The organism is Methanomassiliicoccales archaeon LGM-RCC1, assembly GCA_030168575.1.
GTDB lineage: Archaea > Thermoplasmatota > Thermoplasmata > Methanomassiliicoccales > Methanomethylophilaceae > Methanoprimaticola.
Genome location: CP115555.1, coordinates 492,167 through 509,051 on the forward strand (window position 1 = coordinate 492,167; position 16,885 = coordinate 509,051).

A 16,885-nucleotide genomic window follows, 5' to 3' on the forward strand; every position below is an offset into this window, starting at 1 on the left:
AATGTATTTTTCTACATTTTTCCCAATGATGCATAGAGACAATATCCTGAGATTATGACATCCCGGTTCCGCCATCTGCCGCTGTTCGCATCAGCGTTCATGGACGAACTGGACGGATGACCTTCGGACAGGTACTTATGCTATGAAAGGGGATTACGTACCATGACCTTCTGTCCCTACTGCGGGGAGGAACTGACCTCCAAGGACACCGAATGCCCCAGATGCCACGGGCCGCTGATGATAACGGCTCCCACGGTGTACAAGTGCTTCTCCTGCGGGGAGGAGATCGACGACGAGTACAGGTTCTGCCCGCACTGCGGTGCGGACCAGAGCAAGAGGAACAAGGTACCTCCGAAGACCAGGGAGGGATCCGCCGTGGTGAAGGAGAAGGACGAGGTGGTGGCGATCATCCTGTCGGTGATATTCACAGGGTTCGGGACGCTCTACGCTGGTTCCGTGACCAGGGGGATAACCCTGATGTTCGCCCAGGTCCTGATGCTGGTGATAACGTTCTTCGTGTTCTACACCTTCCCGATATGCTTCGTGCTGTGGATATACGGCATATACGACGGCTACAAGGAGACGCACAGGATCAACGAGATGCTCAGAGAGTACAACTCCTGAGCGTCAGGCTTTTTATCGTTGCTAACGGTAACGAACGATGCCACGGTGATGATCGTTTTTTCGTGCTGATCGTTGATGATAGACGGGCGAGCTGAGTGGCAAATCACCATACTGCTGGATAACCATTCTCAGAATGATCTCAGTCTATCATTATCATGGATTTCAGATCCTCTTCCATCTCTCCGCCGCAACCCGGACATCTGATCTCACCGCTCTCTTTCAGAGGTCTCATCCTCTTATTGCATACCGGGCACATGTGCTCGGATGAGTAGTAGACCTCGGGCTTGGACAGGTCGTTGCTCATCATCACGAGGCTCTTACAGGCCTCAATATGCCCGCATCTGCAGATGAATGGATGATCCTCCAGATGGCATAGGGCCTCCTGGTGGGATCCGCGGACCTCCTTGGCCTTCCGCCCATATTTGCCGCTGTCAATCCGTTCCAAGAGCTCGGTGTTCCCCCATCCGTACAGATAGCTCATCCCCCATGCGAGCTCGATCCTCTTCCCGCACTTCTCGCAGATGAAAAAGCGCGCATAGCCCACGGTCATTCCTCCTTCTTGCGGTTCTTCGAGGGACCAGGGACATAGTTGCAGCGCTCTGCGAAATCGGGTACGTCCCTGGTCCAGGAATCATAATCGCTAAGATTAGCAGGCTGTGAACATAATCTAGCGATTTGTCTCTTCATCTCTTCAGTTACTTCCGTCATGATTGAGAATCGGAAGAGACGTATTTGGATGGAGCGACATTAGCCGTGTTAGCGGTTTTAGTCGGGTTAGGTTTGTTTCGAGAAATATGATTCCATCAACAAGAGATAAGAGGGCCTTCCCACAGGGAAGGCCGTTTTACGGTTTCAGCAGACGAATGTGGAGGAACGGCCGGTCCCTTGCGGGACGGCCGTGATCTTCATCAGAACCTCTCCATCCGCCTCCGGCGTCCTGCCGGAGAGCTCGAAGGATACTCCAGAGGACATGCCCTTGTAGGTCACCGTACACACACCGTCCGAGAAGGTTCCCGAGACTATCCTTGATACGCTACCTGCCTTGAATATCAGCTCCACCGTGGTCCCATCCTCTGCATCCGAATAGAATGTGAACTCCGCATCAGCTGGAATCCCGGAAGAATCCGTGTAGGACAACGTGCAGGGACCGTTGTCCGTGAACCAGACAGCACCATCTGAGAAGACGATCCCCTCCGAATCGCATGTCACCACGCAATACTCCGATTCGATGGAATTGAAGTAGGACGTGATCTGCACTGCATTCACTGCGGATACCGTCACCATCAATAAGGCCAGCATGACTGCCGACGACTTCATGATTCGACTGCCCTCACCGCTGTGAACTCGATCTCCAGCCCGGATGCGACGAACTCGTCCACGAACTCCGTCTTGGGAACGTAGACTCCGGTGCTCCCGTTCGACAGCTCCATCCCAACCGTATGCAGCTTGAGGTACACATCGAAATGGTATGTCCCCGTAGACAGGGCGGCCTCCGTCAGGACGTTCGGCCTCACCAGTTCGTCGTATTGGTTCGTCTCATAGGCGTACAGCCTGTACTCGGTGCCGGAAGCCAGTATCCCGAAGTACGCAGGCCTTGCAGCATCCCCTACGGTCACCTCGAAGTAGTACTCGCAGCTTATTGTATCAGTATCCTGTGTCCAGGTCAGCGGATTGAACGGCGCATCTATCCTCAGGTTGTATGTGCTGTCGGTGCTGTCCTCGATGGTTATTGTGTATGGTTCCTCGTTCAGCTTCAGGGTGTCCTGGTCCTCCCCGATGAGCAGGATGTAGTACAGGTCGCCCTCATCGGTGTAGGTGTCGTACTCCTGGGTGTAGTTCAGAATCGCCGCGGATCCGTTCGCCGCGGTCAATGTCACATAGTGCCCCTCGACTGCGTTGCCCCCGCTGGTGATCGACGATTGGTACGCATAACCGACACCTACCATCGACACCAGGCAAAGGACGATCACGACAAGAGGGAGCGTTATCCTTCTTCTCATATCTCTTCCTCCTCGCGGATGTATTGTATTGAGCGGAACAGGATCGCGAGGATCAGGGTGAGCCCGATCAGGTAGAAGGCGTGGGTCCTGAGGAAGAATATCAGCCTCCCGATCAGGGGATACACACCGATGACCTTCCCGACCACATCGGAGTCTGCTATCAGCTCGGAGGTGGGCGCATTGTCCCCCTTGAGCACATAGCCCCCATCCGTTATCTCCGACACGCGGTGCAGGAAGGGTTCCTCCATCCCCGGAATCCTGTAACCGATGACATCCCCCACACCGATGCATTCCGGGTCCTCCTGAAGGAGCACCAGGCTGTGCAACGGGATGGTCTGGATGCCGTAAGGCATGGGATTCCCATCCATGGATCCGGTCATCACTATCAGAAGACGAAAGCCGGGCATCGGGCAATAGGTGATGAAGGCTGCAAGAATGAAGGCGATCGTCGCTGCCGATAGTGCGATTATGAGCGCTGTCCTGCGATCCATTTCCGGGAACCTGCCTCGGATGCTTCTGCATCCTTAAGGTTCACTGTGGAACGGATATAATGGGATGTGACGGATGGTTCGTACAGGATTCATCGTTCATCGGTGGATAGTCTGGCACAGAGGATGAGGTCCGAAAAGGTACCGTCCGGGTTCCTTTGTCCGTCACGGATCGTCCCCTCATATTTCATGCCGACCTTATCAAGGACCCTGGCGGATGCCTTGTTATCCGGATGGTACGTTGCCTGCACCCTATGCAGGCGGATGCTCTCGAAGGCGTACCTCAGAACGGCGTTGACTGATTCGGTTGCATAGCCTTTCCCCCACCATCTGCTTCCTAGACTGTATCCGATCTCGCAAGATTCGGATTCCTTGTCGATGTCGAAAAGCCCTATGGATCCGATGACTTTCCCGTCAAAAGAGATTGCCCATCCGTAGAAGTCGGGATCGTCCATGTAGCGGATGATATGGCCTCCTATGAACTCTCTGGTGCCTTCGATTGTGGAACAGGGGGCGAAGCTGATGTACCTGTTCACGAGGGGATCGGAACCGTAATTGCGGAAGGTGTCCTCTATGTCGGATTCAGTGAAACGGCGAAGGGCAAGCCTCTCGGTCTCGATCCTGCAGGTCCCCAGGCTTTGCATACTGTCGGTATGGATGTGGGGATATTTGAATCAACGAACGATCACCGAGGCCATAATGGCATCACATGGTCATTTCATCCAAAGAAACACTAGAGGTCATCCTGCGAGATAGTGCCCACACGATACAACAATTGATTTCTGCCAACCTTAATAGGCTCATGGTCAAGATACGTATCCTTCTCTAAACCAGCTTCTTCCAAATCCAGAATCCTATATCTGTTTCTGTAGTCCTTAGGTTTCGTTGTACATTTGTAACAGATGAACGAATCACCTTCACGACGCCTGATCATCACCGGACGACTCTTAGAACCACTGCCATCATCGAAAGAAAGAGAATCGGCCAACCATACCTCTCCGCTCTGTGGTGAGCTTTTGCTCTTGACAAACTTATGGTTTTTCAAGACGTGCGCCCCCTTCGAGTCCGATATCGTAGATGCGACACTTGCAGCCCCTACAAATTCTTGATCCGATCAGAAGACAATAGAGAAGGTAAATGATGATGCTCCCTGTAAGCACTGTCAAAAGGACCATCCACCAGTTGACTAAACGCGTCTCGACTTTCTTGCTACAATAAGGGCAATACATCTCCTTAGACATGTCATTCCTCCTTCTCGATTACTATGTAGCCGCGAGATTTCCAATACTCCTTATTGTTAGGGTTCAACTGATTTGCACGATTGTCCCTGGCAGCCTTGTTCATCTTGTTATTCGGATTCTTCACATATGCTCTCTGATTTTTCATTATATCATCTATGCCCAATGAACCGGACATGATTGCCTAGACATATTGCTGATTTATATGCGTTCCTAGTTTTGTATTTTTAATTTAAAATCACAAAACTAGAATTGTTTATAACCTATCGTCAGAATATTGTAACGATGAGTGCGGATACTAAAAAGACCAGATATAGAAGTTCCAAAAGGAAAATCTGGGTACTTAATCATCTGTTTAACAACCTGTATCGTCCAGCAATGCTGAATGAATACATGAGCGATAATAACCGCATAAGATTCGACAATTTTGGAATCGTTATCGACGATGCAAACGATCAAGAAATTCCTATTCTCAACTCAATTAATGGAATGGTTGGATGCTATAAAGTCCAAATAGGCGGATCTGAATCGAAATCTACGCTTTATTCGAACTTTCTTGATATTTGCAATTCATTGGAAGATGATGGGTTGATAAAATCCAAATCGCGCAGGAGTAACCAATACAGATTCTTCCCTATAGAAAGTTCTGAAACCTTTGTAAAATATCTGAACATACTATATTCGAATAATGACGACAAGGTCGAGAATCACATCTTGAAGAATTCTGTTTATTATCATCTGATGGTCAACAGACAACTGGTTCTGAATCTGCTCAAATCAAATGATATCAAAATCAGAATGGATTAGGTTTACGACGGCGACCTTTATTCTATGACGGTACCAACGTTAGGAAGATTCCGTAAAATATTCGAAATGAGCAATGAAATGGATCTATTCATTAGTAAATTGATGGATGTCAAAAATACTCTTTCAAATTCCCCGAGCGGGACTAAGGATATCGTTGAAAAACTCTTCTCCAATCAGAAAAAAGTCAAATGTATCGAGAAGAAAAAACTCGGTAAGAAGGAATGCTCGGAGATGTTATCATCCATTTCAAACCTGGTAGAACACCTAAGGAAAATAAAGGATGAAATGGAAAGCCTTTCAGAATTGGCTCTTGAAAAAGAATGTCTTTCTAATGAAACGTATAATCCTCTAGATTGGTTCATAACTGATCAAAAACTATTCAGACGTGAAGCATTCTGGGAAGAACTGATCTTATCAGAAGATGAGAGAAAAATTCTCGAATCCGCAACCATCATAAAATGCGGCAAAGATGGATAGGAACAATCTGATGACAGGATTGTCCGTGATTTGTTCCTAGATTGTTACCCGCTCTATCTGGAAAACAACTTCATCCTACCAATATTCTGTCTTTTGGAGATCTCGCCAACAGCAGCTGAAAAGATTCTGATTAACAATATGGATGAATTCTCAATCAAAGGGAAAACATTCGTTCTGAATTATCGCACAGACACGTACAGTATACTGTTGGATCGGTTGCTGCTTCTTACTCTCAACGATGTATTGAACGGCAGAACACTGTACGACTTTAAGGAGCATATGATAAGATACCAAAACAACAAAACCAGCCTATATCGTATCGGTGAGTTGTATCATAACGGAACAATCTATCCCGCATTGCTAACATTCAGATTGAACAGAGGACGTTATCTGGCCTTCCGGCACAGCTTGCCTGATACGAATGATCAACTGCCGTTTCTCATTTCGTTTGAAATAATGGAGATGGAAGAACTAGATCGTCCAGGCGGACTGCCCATCGAGATTCCGTCGATCGCATATATCGGTAACGATAGACCGCCATTATGGTTCTATGAATTGCTCAATGATTACATCACAGACGGAAGGAACCAGGCCCCACCCTATCTAGAAAATCTTCTCAATTTGTGGATGTTGGATGATCTTCCAAAAAGAAAATGATAGATTGTTTCCATAGTCAATGAATTAATCACTTCTACTTTCAAATCAACAGTATTTCCTCTTAGAAATTAGTCATATTTTCGTTGGAAGATTTAGATTAAGAAAAAGTTTGGAAAATGCGTATTTGCTAAATCGCTCAATAATGATATTCATCCACTTCCTTGTATGTAAGTCCAAGGTCCTCGTCGGTATTCTCCGGATTCGTCAGCATGAGCCTGAGCTTCATGTCCTGCTCCACGTCGAGCTCTATGTCTGCGAGCATACCGGACATCTTCGGAGAGGAATAAGCTGACCGGAGGTCGCTGACCTGCAGCTTGGACAGCTGTATGTACACGCTGCTACCGTCCGAATCGAACTGGTCCGTGTAAGCGCGGGTCATGAACTCCACTCCGGAGAGGCATTCCATGCACAGATAGATTCCGTACTCCGGGAACCGAAGGGAGAAGCATGGGGACTCCTTGCCGCATCTGCAGCAGCTTTCGATGGAGTAAGTTGATGATTGCTTCACCTCATTCATTTGAAGCCTCTATGGTCTTTTCAGTGAGTACATCCAACATCGCTTTGAGATGAGTTGCGGCCCTCTCTCCTTTCTTGGTGAGAACCACTACCTGTTTCCTATCCAATGTGCAGTACTCGATCAAGTCTAGATCGGCCAATTCCTTGATCCTCCTTGCAGTGTATGTGTTGCGGCCGACCATCTGGTAGAGATCCATGAGGATCCTTGGAGCACCATTCAATTGTAAGAGGATCCTTAGCTTCTGGGCCGAGTCGATCCATTCTATCGCCCTGTCATCGACTTTATCATTCGTTATCCTGTCTGCGACATCCTTGGGACACTGGCGTGTCCCTTTGTAAGCTATCGGTATCTGCATTCTTTCACCTAATCTTCGACCAATTGTTCTAGCCCGAGGAACTCATAAGTCGAAGGAGTAGTGAGTGAAGGAATAGATAAGTTGGGAGTATTACTTGTTAGTTTAACAACCTTAGATAGCAGGTTAAACTACCTCGGTTCTTAGTTTAAAGGTTCTAACTCACCTAATATTGCTCTTAGATGAGTGGCCACCCTTTCGCCTTTCTCTGTGAGTTCGACCACAGTTTTCCTATTCAGGGTGCTATAGAATATTAATCCTAGTGCTTCCATCTCATCGAACCTCAATTTAGTCTTGTTCTGCAGATTGACCAGGCCGTAGAGGTCCATCAAGTACCTCGGGCCTTCTTTCAATTGGATCAATGCCCTTAGCTTACAGATGGATGCAATCCGTTCCAAATTGACATCATCTACTCTAACTGAGGTTATTCTTTCAACAGTCTCTTTGGAGCACGGATGTTTTCCCTTGTATGCCATATAATTACTCACGTTTTTACTCAATTATATTGACTACCTTAATTTATCGAACAACGACAGCCCATCTATGCTATTTGTCAAACTACCAGCGTGCGGACTGTCACCAATAACGTACAGATGTGCATCGTAACATTTCATTCAAAGTTTTTTTAATGATTGATAATAGATCTGTAATAAAGGTCGAAGAAAACGCACTAAAGTGCCGTCATAAGTGGGTGTGTGCCGAGAACAGAGTGTTCTGATAATATTACCAGGAGACGAGTGTCCTGAACCTAGAGTGGATAAGTCTTGGAACCTAGGGTCGTAAATGATGCAAGGTTCTTATGAATTAGATAACACATTCCGCGGGATTCAGAATGAGTACTCGATTCTAGATTATTCAGATGGGGTATTATTCGACAATAATTATTTGTTCGATTTATAAGCCAAAGCACATCTGTCAGATCTTAGTTCACAATTATCACAAATTGTTTCGTGCCCAACTATGGGTGAAATCAAATAATCTTCATTCATGAGACAGAAACCGAATCCATATTCTTCACACAGCGTTATTATCTTAGCCTTATCCGAATCAGATGTATTGCATCCAATTATGACGTGCCTTATCCATTCATTTATGCCTTGATAATACAAATGTGCATAACCATCATCCTCAATAGCAAAGCATTCTGGATCTAATGTACCAATTATCGAACTACGCCACTCATGCTCCCAACTATACTTCCTTTGTTTGATGTATATCCTGGCTAAAAAATCCGCCATCGAATCATAATAGAATCCTTCGAATTCTCTGAATCTCCCTTTGATAAACATCTTTTCTAAGCGTTTCTTCTTCCCTTTCATACGGATTTTACTGCTGTAATAAATCTTATGCAGAGATGGGATTCCTTCACTTTCTATACATAAGGCTGCAGTTCTGAATTGCTTTCCAGCCCAACGGCTGTCTTCATCGTCCTTCGAATCCGCAGCAACGTCGTCGGTAAAGCAGCATATATGGAGATTTCCGTAGATGTCGTCATAATATGATTTGAATGAGTGCAGGTTTTCACGTACTTTGTGCTTATCATCATCTGAAATGTCTTTCTTTTTCTCCACCTCATCCATGAATGCTTTTATCGCCGATTCGGAGAACACCTTGCGGTTGGAATTGCGAAGAGATGCTAAGTCTGGATCCTTCTTGTCATTGAAGTTAACTGGGCGTGAATATCTGATCTTATCGTTTTCGATAGTTTTTATCACATATTCAGGTTCTAGGCAACGATATACGAAGCGTGGCGGAACAGCACAATACGCCTTGCTGACAGGTCTGAAGCGATTGTCATCTGCTTTGGAAAAGACATCCTGGATGCATCCATTTTGTTCGAAATCGGTCTTCAATTCTTTTAGATTATCCGCCATGGATTGGATATTGGATAATATCTTGTCGTTCCTCTTCGGGTCCTTTAAGGCCTTTGCAATCATCTTAGGCAGAGCGCATTGGCGTTGTGAAGTCATGCAATACCAGGTGGGGGATTTCAGTCGTATACTTAAATCAGAGGATACGATGGAACTCCCGGGCGGAGTTTCAGAGTGACTGGCCATCACGGGCGGACCCGTGCTTCAGAACAGGATTCCGGCACTCTGTCATCCCTGGGAGATATCCCATGGGACAGAATAAAACTATCGACGGAAGAGTCGGAGACCCGTCCAAAAGTACACAGGACGGGCGGGAAAAAGAACTGCAATATGAAAGACACTTGATGATCGGCGGTTACGAGAACCCCGTTCAGACCATGCCCTCGGGAGAGGGGAACTTCTACTTCGAGACCAGCGATCCCGGGGCCATCGACAGCTTCTACGCCCCGGACGCGGACAGGCTGCTCAGGCACATCTACCGCGAATTGGGGACCGTGGACATTGTGAGGATGCACGGCTACACATGGTCGGTCGAGGATTCGGAGATGATCCGATATGATGACATCGTCGATTTCGATTCTAAGTATGTGAATCCCGACGGATCCCGGGGGATATGGATCTACAGGAACTCCGACATGAGGATGGAGGATACGCTGAACGCCGCCAAGGACCTTGATACGGTGGTGAGAGAGGTACGGGAGATCGTCTCCGGGAAGGAGGTCACGTCCTACAATGTGAAATTCGATTTCGGGAAGTTCCTGTATCAGGAGCCGTTGAACATCCGTAACATTGTGACGAGGAAGATCGACATCATGAAGCTCGCTACTACCAAGGTGTACGAGCTGGCGGATTCGGATTCGATTGAGGATAAAGGATTACAGGAGAGGCTGCTGAGGGAGAGGGAGGATTCCTACTATCCCGAGAAGTGGGTGAGATCCATAGACGCGTACCGTGTGCTGTGTCCGGAGGACCCGATGGGGCTGGAGGGGATGAGGCACAGGGCGATAGACGATGCGGTTATGGAGGGGTGGATACTCAAATCCTTATCCCAACAGATCAATCCGGAATCGTAAATGGCATACGATAAGGAATCCAAAACCCGGGAACAAATCGACATCTGGCAGTCGGTCAAGGAAGGACACATCGAGAATCCGCCAGTAAAAGGATGGTTGTTTTATTACGACGAGACCAACAACTTCAGGAGGTTCAGGTTCGATCCGGAGAAACAATCGGGTTACAATGTCGAGAGGGCATTAACATACGATTTCATTCTCGGCGGCATAGCGTTCGATCCCGGGAAGAAACCCGATGCTGAAGAACTGATGGACAGGCTAGGGATTCAGAAGGAGAACGAACTGAAAGCGGGTTCGATTCTGAAGAATAGGGATTTCATGAAGGATATCGGCCTGAAGAGGGTCCACACGTTCCTGGAATGGATGCTGGATTCCGGCGTCATCGTCCACTTCTCCACATTGAACAACCTGTACTGGTCAATCATAGATCTGGTCGACGAGGCCTTGATTACCGAGGCGGGCCGTGTGATGATGCCTTTCCACAAGATAATGAAAGACCAGCTGTTCTACTTCGTCATGGGCCACCTGGACGAGATGACGTACATCCTCCAGGGTTACGGATTCCCCAATTTGGACAACGAGGACATAGATCCATTCGCTAGGGCGGTATCGGATTTCATCCAAGAGAACAGCTACGATGATACGCCCGAATTATTCTATCTCGAGGCAACCAGGCAGCTTATAAAGGATCTGAGGAGAGAAAAGGAGATGACCTTCCTCTCAGGCGGGGAGCCGGGCGTGATGATCGATTCCTACGAATGGGAATATGTGGATGCCATGCAGAAAACACCCAATGCTTTCCATCGTTTCGACCACGAGAGTACGGTGGAAAAGAGTCTGAGGAAGTACGATCTGCTGGAAGACGGGAAACCGTACGAAGGATACGAGTTTGTCGATTCCAAGGAGAACAGGTTTGTTCAGATTAGCGATGTGTTCGTCGGGATACTAAGCGAACTGTTTCATCACACGGATTCCCTAATGCTTGAAGGAAGGGATTCGATCCCCAGGCCGACGAAGGAACAGGCATACGGGATACATCTCCTGAAGAAGGTTATAACGAAGTCGGAAGAGATATCCATTTACCTTCAGAGACATCTGTGCCCAGAGAAATACAGGGAGTTTAGATACGAGTTCCTTGAGATCGTTGATTATTTCTGGAAAGAATAATGGTTTTTCACCTTTCGATTTCCCACAAATCAATATCTTACAATCTTAATGAGGGGTTGTGAAGACTAGATTTAATGTGGTGCCCGACGATACTATTCGTCAAGAATTCAAAAAGGCAAGAGGTCGCGTGATGCGTGACCCCGATGTCAGAGAGTACCTTCACAGAAGACCTATCGTTTGGACGAAGTTACGGATTGCATTCTGGAGAATCAACCCTACAGCAAGCAAAAATCTCAAGGAAATCTAGGATAGGAGTGTCAAAGGATACAAACGTCTTGTAGATGCGCAGATACAGTCTCTCGATGACACAGTAGAGCAATACGCGAAATCACACAGTACACCCTATTATTCTGAAGAAAAACCTGCCCTGCTATGCAAATACATGCCCAAAGGCCATGCAGTAGACAATATACTCAACTCGGTGACTAAATTTGGAAGCGTGGGCGAGTACAGAAGAGATGATCATATGGAATGCAAGCTCCCGATTGCACCAGAGATGAATACTAATGATTTTTTGGATGTGGTTAGAGCACGGATCCTAAAAGCAATGCTCGAGGAGCAGAATTTGGATATAATCTCCATTTGGAACAGTGTCCAGGATGCGATGGAAAACAATGTTTTCATCGGTAGTTTCTCGGATGGTAATAATCCGGAATATATGTGGCACGAATACGCTAAGGACGATGGCGTCTGTGTTTGGTTTGAACCGGATTATACAAAGTTGAAACTGGTCGTTTATTCCGACTATCTCGCGAAAGCGGATGATTTGAGAGAAAAATACGGTCAGATGATGCTTCGTATAGCAAAGGAAGGTTTCGACTCAATCAAGGATGATCTCGAATCTTCGACCAAGGAAATCATCAATCTGTCCCACATGTCTTTTTACACGAAGAAACCGGAATTTGACAAAGAAACAGAATGGAGGCAACTGGTTTCTTGCAGCGATCCTTCTAGAATCAAATTGGATGAGGATGGTTACAAATTCATCGTGGAATCAATCCCGGGACGCATTGTTAAAGTCGAATCCCGTTTGCCAGAAAAGGAACATGGTTGGCTCATAGCGGGGATCGATTCAAAAATTGAGGTCACACAAACAAAATCTACAACTCCCTCTGATACAATTGTCTTCCCTTAGTGGAATGATTTCGATAGGGTATGAAATACAAACACTCTTTGCTGTAATTGGAGGGTTTTGAGAGACGCATCAATAGGGTTCTTTGAATAGATTTATTTGTTAAATTCAATATTCCTTTTTGTTCATGAGTTCGTTTAGATTTGCAGATTTGTTTGCCGGATGCGGGGGGCTCAGTCTTGGAATGGAACAAGCTGGATTCAAATTAGTATTTGCCAGTGACATAGATCCCGTCTGCTCTAACACATTCATAAAAAATCGTAACATTTCAGAAGAACAGATGTTTATAGGCGACATTGCAGATCTAAATGACCACATCGAGGACTACTCGGATTATCTCAAAGACATTGACCTAGTATGTGGTGGTCCGCCTTGTCAAGGTTTTTCAATGGCTAACCGTCAGCGTTTGATTGATGATCCCCGCAATATCCTATACAAAGAATATTTGAGATTCCTGGACCACGTTCGTCCCAAATATTTCATCATGGAAAATGTAAAAGGGATGTTGAACAAAATTGGAGAAATTTTCGAGGACATAAAAAACATTCTTGGAAATGAGTATGACGTATCTTACTCTGTTTTCAACGCCAAAGATTACGGTGTCCCCCAGAACAGGGAGAGGCTTATCGTTATTGGAAATAGAATGGGTATATCTTCAGATTCAATCATCGCAGATATACGTTCCAAGTCAGATTCGTGCCCTCGTTTTGTTCTCCGCGATGCATTAAAAGGTCTCCCCCCATTGATGCCCAATAGACAGAAAAACAGCAGTTCCATTGAAAATGACGAAGTCGGATACTTTGCCAGAGATTACAAGTATGAAATGGACGAGTTCTATAGATTCATTAATGGGGACAGGAAGATTGAATCCCTATATAATCATAAGAACCGGTACAACAACAATCGCGACATTGAGATATTTACGAGGTTGCCCCAGGGGGCAAATTCGCTTCACCCTAGTATCAAAGATATAATGCCTTACGCATCACGTAACGACATTTTCAAGGACAAATATTTCAAACTCAAAGAGGACGAAGTCTGCAAGACTATTACCTCCCACATGAAGTTTGATTGTAATATGTACATTCATCCCACACAAGCTAGAGGGCTATCCCCCCGTGAGGCCGCCCGCATCCAAACCTTCCCCGACGATTTTATCTTCTACGGGGCACAAAACAGTTGGTATAAGCAAGCTGGAAACGCCGTGCCAGTAAAATTGGCCCAAGCTATCGGAGAAGAGGTCATTAAACATTTATGAAACAATTAGAACTTTTTTCCGGTGTGGGTGGTTTCCGCCAGGCCTCAGAATTATTGGAAATCGACTTCGGAGTGGAATTCAAAACTGTTGGGTATTCAGAGATAGACGTCAACGCTAAGAGGACATACAACAGTGTCTTCGATACAAATGGCGAGATGGATATCGGCGATATAGTTGAATTCAACAGCGACGAATCGAACATTAAGAGCATCCCAGATATCAGTTTGATAACAGGCGGATTTCCTTGTCAGCCATTCAGTATGATGGGTAAGCAGAAAGGTTTTGATGATGATCGTGGCAACCTTTTCTTCGAAATAATGAAAATCGTACGTATCAAGAAGCCCCGTTACATTCTTCTTGAAAACGTAAAAAATCTCAAAACACACGATTCGGGAGATACCCTCAGCGTCATTATCAGCACTCTTGAATCCGCAAACTATAGGGTAAAAATGGATATTTTCAACACGTCTGATTACGGTCTTGCTCAAACTCGCAATAGGATCTACATATTCGCGTATCCCAAATCTATGGGAGACATTGATTTTTCAAACGGTGTCGTGAAAACTACTTTCGATAAAATTGAGAGAAAGACCTCGATAATGAAGCAAGATAACACACACGAGGTGCTTTCTAAGTCAGTTGATGCCAAATATTTCTTATCCGAAAGGATAAAACCGACTATTCTCGCAAATGGATCGAAGAATTTCCAATCCCGTTCGGAGATCAATCAACTAATTGCCCGTCCGTTAACCGCTACAATGGCTAAAATGCACAGGGCCTGCCAAGACAATTATTTCAGTACGGGATATATCGAATCAGACAATCCCGAGGAATATGTTAAAAAACAATTCTCCAAAGAAGAGTTGGCAAAACAGCCAATTAGGAGAATAACTCCTAGAGAAGCTTTTGCTTTACAAGGTTTTGACTCTACTTACTTCGATAAGGTTGAAACATCGGGAGTTTCTGATTGTCAGTTATACAAACAAGCAGGAAATGCGGTCAGCGTAAACACCGTCTATGCAATATTATATTATCTTTTCGTGCATTTACATCTAACTGATGAGTGATATTTCAAACCCTTCACAATCCATAGAAATCTACGACCAGATTATTGGCTTAAAAAAGCTGAGTGGCGCTGATCTAGGGCACGAGTCGACTCATCAAACCCATATCGGTTTAATCAATAGTATCTTTAAGTTTTTTGAGGATGACGATGAGGCCGAATCGATTCTGCTGTACGATCAGATGTCAAAAACACTTCCAGCGAGTTATCACAGAATTCAGCCGTCTGGGGGAGGATCTGGACGTAGCATCGGTCTTCGTACAGGCATAAACCAAGATGCTAGTTTGCTGAAGACAATACGTGAAATCTGTCGGAAGAAGGATTGCGGATGGTATCTTATTTGGTTCAGTCTGATTGATAAAACGCCCGTTTTTATACTATTCGATTCGGAGTCGGATATATACAAATGTCTTGTTAAAAACGGAATTAACCCCGATAAACGCATCTCGAAGGGCATATCTTCTGACGATAATCGTTATAGGACGATTCTTTCCTGCATTAATCCGATTTTGACTGAGTATCTGGGCGGAATGGACAAAGAGTTGGAAATCGCTGTTCAGACAGGTAATCAAAAAACCCGCTTCACTCACAAGAACTACGTAAAAGCATCAAAGAGGATGCAAGAAATCGGTCGTGAAGGCGAGGAAATAATCAACCGGTATTTCCAAGAATTACGTACTCAGAAGAAAATAGATGAATACGAATGGAAGAACAAAGATGGTGAAAGCGGCGAACCGTATGACTTTATCGTAAAAAAATCGGATGAAATCGTATATCTCGACGTAAAGACCACGGGGTACGATTTCTCACGCCCAATGGTCTTCAGTAAGCAGGAAATAGATTTTGTTGCCAATAGCGGTAGCAATTATGCCATTTACAGGGTATATCGCGGCAACAATGCCAAGTATTGCTTAAGAGTGTGTTCCAATTCAAAAGAGAATTTCCAGAAAATCGACACGATATTGAAGGAATGTGCTGAACGCTTGAAGTTGTTAACAACACTTGAAACAGCCAAACTTACCATAGATCCAAACAGCAACGACCTATTGTTCGACGAGGAAATCAATCTTGATTTTTGATATCGGTTTATGATTTGAGAGACGTCATCGATTCTATTGAACAATTGATTGAACTCGTCATTCAAAACAATCTGGTCTGGTTGAAATCCTCTTCTCCAGATTCATAAACAATCCGGGAATCTGCTATAACCTCTTTGCTGACGCATACATTCCATGCACGCATCCGTGAATGCCATTTTTTGTGTCTAACAAACGCATCCCAGTCCAGTTGATAGATTGCTTTCAACCGGTAATTGCGATCCAGGCGGCATATCACCAGATAATCGAACATCTTCTCGTCTGGCACGTTTTCGTCCGGTGTATGGAGCCCGTAAATTACACCCGTGACTGAGCCGGTTGTGGTTTTGATACTGTACATTTTTCCGTTACGGCCGATGGCATCGACGTTTTTGGTTCCTGTAGCCGCAGGGGTTAGGTTGGGAAGTGTCGTATCTTTTTTGTACTGTTCCATTACAAGATATTCTCCCAAATCCCCCACAACGTTATTGGTACGGATTACGTTACGTTCCTTCAAAAGAGCTATGCAGTCGCCGTAAGCTTCTATTAACTCCCCCGTTTCCAAATTCGAGAGATCAAGTGACATCGTAAATGTAAGCTGCAGCATTGTATTTAGCTGCGCTGCTAAAGAGGTCACGGATTGATCCTACAATGAGGCAGTCATGTGTTTTTTCTATTCTATGAATCATCAAGAATCCGTTCAGTATTACATCGTAAAACCAACTAATTATATTCCCAACTCCTATTTTCTATGCTCGATGGACGAATTCCTCGAGATTTCAAAGCTGATAAAGGTCCAGGGCATCTCCTGGGCGGTGTTCATCAAAAGCGAAGCGGAGAAGCTCGGTCCTGAAAGGGTACGGCTACGGATACAGAGTGCTTGGATGGATGTACGAGAAAGGAGAAGGAATTCAACAGGATCTGGGCATGGCCATAGACATGTACAAATGTGCAGTCGAACACGGATGCGAGGAGGCCGAGAAAGAGCTAAGAAGACTGGTTCCATGCAGATATGAAAACTCTTCGGGAGATGCTTGATAGAGCGTATCATAAAGGGCTGAAATACGGAAAAGAAAAGATGATGA

The 16,885-nt window shown here is 45.5% G+C and carries 21 protein-coding genes; 9 read left to right on the forward strand and 12 right to left on the reverse strand.

Going from position 1 to position 16,885, the window contains the following annotated elements; genetic code table 11:
* Positions 1–162: 162 nt before the first annotated feature.
* Entirely contained in the window at positions 163–624 is a 462-nt protein-coding gene (locus PED39_02390) for a zinc ribbon domain-containing protein (protein ID WII08065.1), read from the forward strand.
* A gap of 139 nt (positions 625–763) precedes the next feature.
* Here the strand turns inward: PED39_02390 and PED39_02395 are convergent, their stop codons facing one another.
* From PED39_02395 to PED39_02425, 7 genes are all read right to left on the reverse strand, one after another.
* Positions 764–1,174, reverse strand: a complete 411-nt coding sequence (locus PED39_02395; protein WII08066.1) for a hypothetical protein — start codon at positions 1,172–1,174, stop codon at positions 764–766.
* Positions 1,171–1,332 carry a hypothetical protein gene (locus tag PED39_02400; GenBank protein ID WII08067.1) on the reverse strand — a complete coding sequence of 54 codons (162 nt, stop codon included), beginning with the start codon at positions 1,330–1,332 and terminating at the stop codon, positions 1,171–1,173. Before PED39_02400 ends, PED39_02395 begins: the two co-directional genes overlap by 4 nt.
* A 144-nt stretch (positions 1,333–1,476) precedes the next feature.
* A complete protein-coding gene (locus PED39_02405; GenBank protein ID WII08068.1) occupies positions 1,477–1,941 on the reverse strand; it encodes a hypothetical protein in 465 nt (154 codons plus the stop codon).
* Positions 1,938–2,624 carry a hypothetical protein gene (locus PED39_02410; protein ID WII08069.1) on the reverse strand — a complete coding sequence of 229 codons (687 nt, stop codon included), beginning with the start codon at positions 2,622–2,624 and terminating at the stop codon, positions 1,938–1,940. The genes PED39_02405 and PED39_02410 overlap by 4 nt, the downstream gene beginning before the upstream one ends.
* The gene (locus PED39_02415; GenBank protein ID WII08070.1) at positions 2,621–3,115 is read right to left on the reverse strand and encodes a hypothetical protein; all 495 of its coding nucleotides are present in this window, start codon (positions 3,113–3,115) and stop codon (positions 2,621–2,623) included. The genes PED39_02410 and PED39_02415 overlap by 4 nt, the downstream gene beginning before the upstream one ends.
* An 89-nt stretch (positions 3,116–3,204) precedes the next feature.
* Positions 3,205–3,756: a GNAT family N-acetyltransferase gene (locus tag PED39_02420; protein ID WII08071.1), complete on the reverse strand. Its 552-nt coding sequence runs from the start codon at positions 3,754–3,756 to the stop codon at positions 3,205–3,207.
* Positions 3,757–4,354: 598 nt separating this feature from the next.
* Complete coding sequence (locus PED39_02425) at positions 4,355–4,528, reverse strand: hypothetical protein (protein WII08072.1); 174 nt, start codon at positions 4,526–4,528, stop codon at positions 4,355–4,357.
* A 653-nt stretch (positions 4,529–5,181) separates the two neighbouring features.
* Between PED39_02425 and PED39_02430 the strand changes: the two genes are divergently transcribed.
* Entirely contained in the window at positions 5,182–5,634 is a 453-nt protein-coding gene (locus tag PED39_02430) for a hypothetical protein (GenBank protein ID WII08073.1), read from the forward strand.
* Positions 5,635–6,427: 793 nt separating this feature from the next.
* On the opposite strand, the gene PED39_02435 is transcribed toward PED39_02430, so the two are convergent.
* From PED39_02435 to PED39_02450, 4 genes are all read right to left on the reverse strand, one after another.
* Positions 6,428–6,808, reverse strand: coding sequence for a hypothetical protein (locus PED39_02435; GenBank protein ID WII08074.1), 381 nt, complete (start codon positions 6,806–6,808; stop codon positions 6,428–6,430).
* Positions 6,801–7,163, reverse strand: a complete 363-nt coding sequence (locus tag PED39_02440; protein ID WII08075.1) for a hypothetical protein — start codon at positions 7,161–7,163, stop codon at positions 6,801–6,803. The genes PED39_02435 and PED39_02440 overlap by 8 nt, the downstream gene beginning before the upstream one ends.
* A gap of 140 nt (positions 7,164–7,303) precedes the next feature.
* Positions 7,304–7,636, reverse strand: a complete 333-nt coding sequence (locus PED39_02445) for a hypothetical protein (GenBank protein WII08076.1) — start codon at positions 7,634–7,636, stop codon at positions 7,304–7,306.
* Between the two features lie 405 nt (positions 7,637–8,041).
* Positions 8,042–9,097, reverse strand: a complete 1,056-nt coding sequence (locus tag PED39_02450) for a hypothetical protein (GenBank protein ID WII08077.1) — start codon at positions 9,095–9,097, stop codon at positions 8,042–8,044.
* Between the two features lie 278 nt (positions 9,098–9,375).
* On the opposite strand from PED39_02450, the gene PED39_02455 reads away from it, so the two are divergent.
* The 6 genes from PED39_02455 (at position 9,376) to PED39_02480 (ending at position 15,803) form a co-directional block, all read left to right on the forward strand.
* A complete protein-coding gene (locus tag PED39_02455) occupies positions 9,376–10,104 on the forward strand; it encodes a hypothetical protein (protein ID WII08078.1) in 729 nt (242 codons plus the stop codon).
* A complete protein-coding gene (locus tag PED39_02460; GenBank protein WII08079.1) occupies positions 10,105–11,271 on the forward strand; it encodes a hypothetical protein in 1,167 nt (388 codons plus the stop codon).
* 466 nt (positions 11,272–11,737) lie between these two features.
* Positions 11,738–12,406 (forward strand): hypothetical protein, encoded by a 669-nt coding sequence (locus tag PED39_02465; GenBank protein WII08080.1) that lies wholly within the window; start codon positions 11,738–11,740, stop codon positions 12,404–12,406.
* Positions 12,407–12,530: 124 nt separating this feature from the next.
* A complete protein-coding gene (locus PED39_02470; protein ID WII08081.1) occupies positions 12,531–13,661 on the forward strand; it encodes a DNA cytosine methyltransferase in 1,131 nt (376 codons plus the stop codon).
* Positions 13,658–14,728, forward strand: a complete 1,071-nt coding sequence (locus tag PED39_02475) for a DNA cytosine methyltransferase (protein ID WII08082.1) — start codon at positions 13,658–13,660, stop codon at positions 14,726–14,728. Before PED39_02470 ends, PED39_02475 begins: the two co-directional genes overlap by 4 nt.
* Positions 14,721–15,803 carry a DUF3883 domain-containing protein gene (locus tag PED39_02480; GenBank protein ID WII08083.1) on the forward strand — a complete coding sequence of 361 codons (1,083 nt, stop codon included), beginning with the start codon at positions 14,721–14,723 and terminating at the stop codon, positions 15,801–15,803. Before PED39_02475 ends, PED39_02480 begins: the two co-directional genes overlap by 8 nt.
* A 61-nt stretch (positions 15,804–15,864) precedes the next feature.
* Here the strand turns inward: PED39_02480 and PED39_02485 are convergent, their stop codons facing one another.
* Positions 15,865–16,386 carry a hypothetical protein gene (locus PED39_02485; GenBank protein ID WII08084.1) on the reverse strand — a complete coding sequence of 174 codons (522 nt, stop codon included), beginning with the start codon at positions 16,384–16,386 and terminating at the stop codon, positions 15,865–15,867.
* 302 nt (positions 16,387–16,688) lie between these two features.
* Between PED39_02485 and PED39_02490 the strand changes: the two genes are divergently transcribed.
* A complete protein-coding gene (locus tag PED39_02490) occupies positions 16,689–16,838 on the forward strand; it encodes a hypothetical protein (protein ID WII08085.1) in 150 nt (49 codons plus the stop codon).
* Positions 16,839–16,885: the final 47 nt, after the last annotated feature.

Excerpts from the sequence above, each read along its gene's own strand:
- PED39_02390 (WII08065.1), top strand. The coding sequence starts at position 163 with ATGACCTTCTGTCCCTACTGCGGGGAGGAACTGACCTCCAAGGACACC.
- PED39_02395 (WII08066.1), bottom strand. The coding sequence starts at position 1,174 with ATGACCGTGGGCTATGCGCGCTTTTTCATCTGCGAGAAGTGCGGGAAG.
- PED39_02400 (WII08067.1), bottom strand. The coding sequence starts at position 1,332 with ATGACGGAAGTAACTGAAGAGATGAAGAGACAAATCGCTAGATTATGT.
- PED39_02405 (WII08068.1), bottom strand. The coding sequence starts at position 1,941 with ATGAAGTCGTCGGCAGTCATGCTGGCCTTATTGATGGTGACGGTATCC.
- PED39_02410 (WII08069.1), bottom strand. The coding sequence starts at position 2,624 with ATGAGAAGAAGGATAACGCTCCCTCTTGTCGTGATCGTCCTTTGCCTG.
- PED39_02415 (WII08070.1), bottom strand. The coding sequence starts at position 3,115 with ATGGATCGCAGGACAGCGCTCATAATCGCACTATCGGCAGCGACGATC.
- PED39_02420 (WII08071.1), bottom strand. The coding sequence starts at position 3,756 with ATGCAAAGCCTGGGGACCTGCAGGATCGAGACCGAGAGGCTTGCCCTT.
- PED39_02425 (WII08072.1), bottom strand. The coding sequence starts at position 4,528 with ATGTCCGGTTCATTGGGCATAGATGATATAATGAAAAATCAGAGAGCA.
- PED39_02430 (WII08073.1), top strand. The coding sequence starts at position 5,182 with ATGACGGTACCAACGTTAGGAAGATTCCGTAAAATATTCGAAATGAGC.
- PED39_02435 (WII08074.1), bottom strand. The coding sequence starts at position 6,808 with ATGAATGAGGTGAAGCAATCATCAACTTACTCCATCGAAAGCTGCTGC.
- PED39_02440 (WII08075.1), bottom strand. The coding sequence starts at position 7,163 with ATGCAGATACCGATAGCTTACAAAGGGACACGCCAGTGTCCCAAGGAT.
- PED39_02445 (WII08076.1), bottom strand. The coding sequence starts at position 7,636 with ATGGCATACAAGGGAAAACATCCGTGCTCCAAAGAGACTGTTGAAAGA.
- PED39_02450 (WII08077.1), bottom strand. The coding sequence starts at position 9,097 with ATGATTGCAAAGGCCTTAAAGGACCCGAAGAGGAACGACAAGATATTA.
- PED39_02455 (WII08078.1), top strand. The coding sequence starts at position 9,376 with ATGATCGGCGGTTACGAGAACCCCGTTCAGACCATGCCCTCGGGAGAG.
- PED39_02460 (WII08079.1), top strand. The coding sequence starts at position 10,105 with ATGGCATACGATAAGGAATCCAAAACCCGGGAACAAATCGACATCTGG.
- PED39_02465 (WII08080.1), top strand. The coding sequence starts at position 11,738 with ATGGAATGCAAGCTCCCGATTGCACCAGAGATGAATACTAATGATTTT.
- PED39_02470 (WII08081.1), top strand. The coding sequence starts at position 12,531 with ATGAGTTCGTTTAGATTTGCAGATTTGTTTGCCGGATGCGGGGGGCTC.
- PED39_02475 (WII08082.1), top strand. The coding sequence starts at position 13,658 with ATGAAACAATTAGAACTTTTTTCCGGTGTGGGTGGTTTCCGCCAGGCC.
- PED39_02480 (WII08083.1), top strand. The coding sequence starts at position 14,721 with ATGAGTGATATTTCAAACCCTTCACAATCCATAGAAATCTACGACCAG.
- PED39_02485 (WII08084.1), bottom strand. The coding sequence starts at position 16,386 with ATGTCACTTGATCTCTCGAATTTGGAAACGGGGGAGTTAATAGAAGCT.
- PED39_02490 (WII08085.1), top strand. The coding sequence starts at position 16,689 with ATGTACGAGAAAGGAGAAGGAATTCAACAGGATCTGGGCATGGCCATA.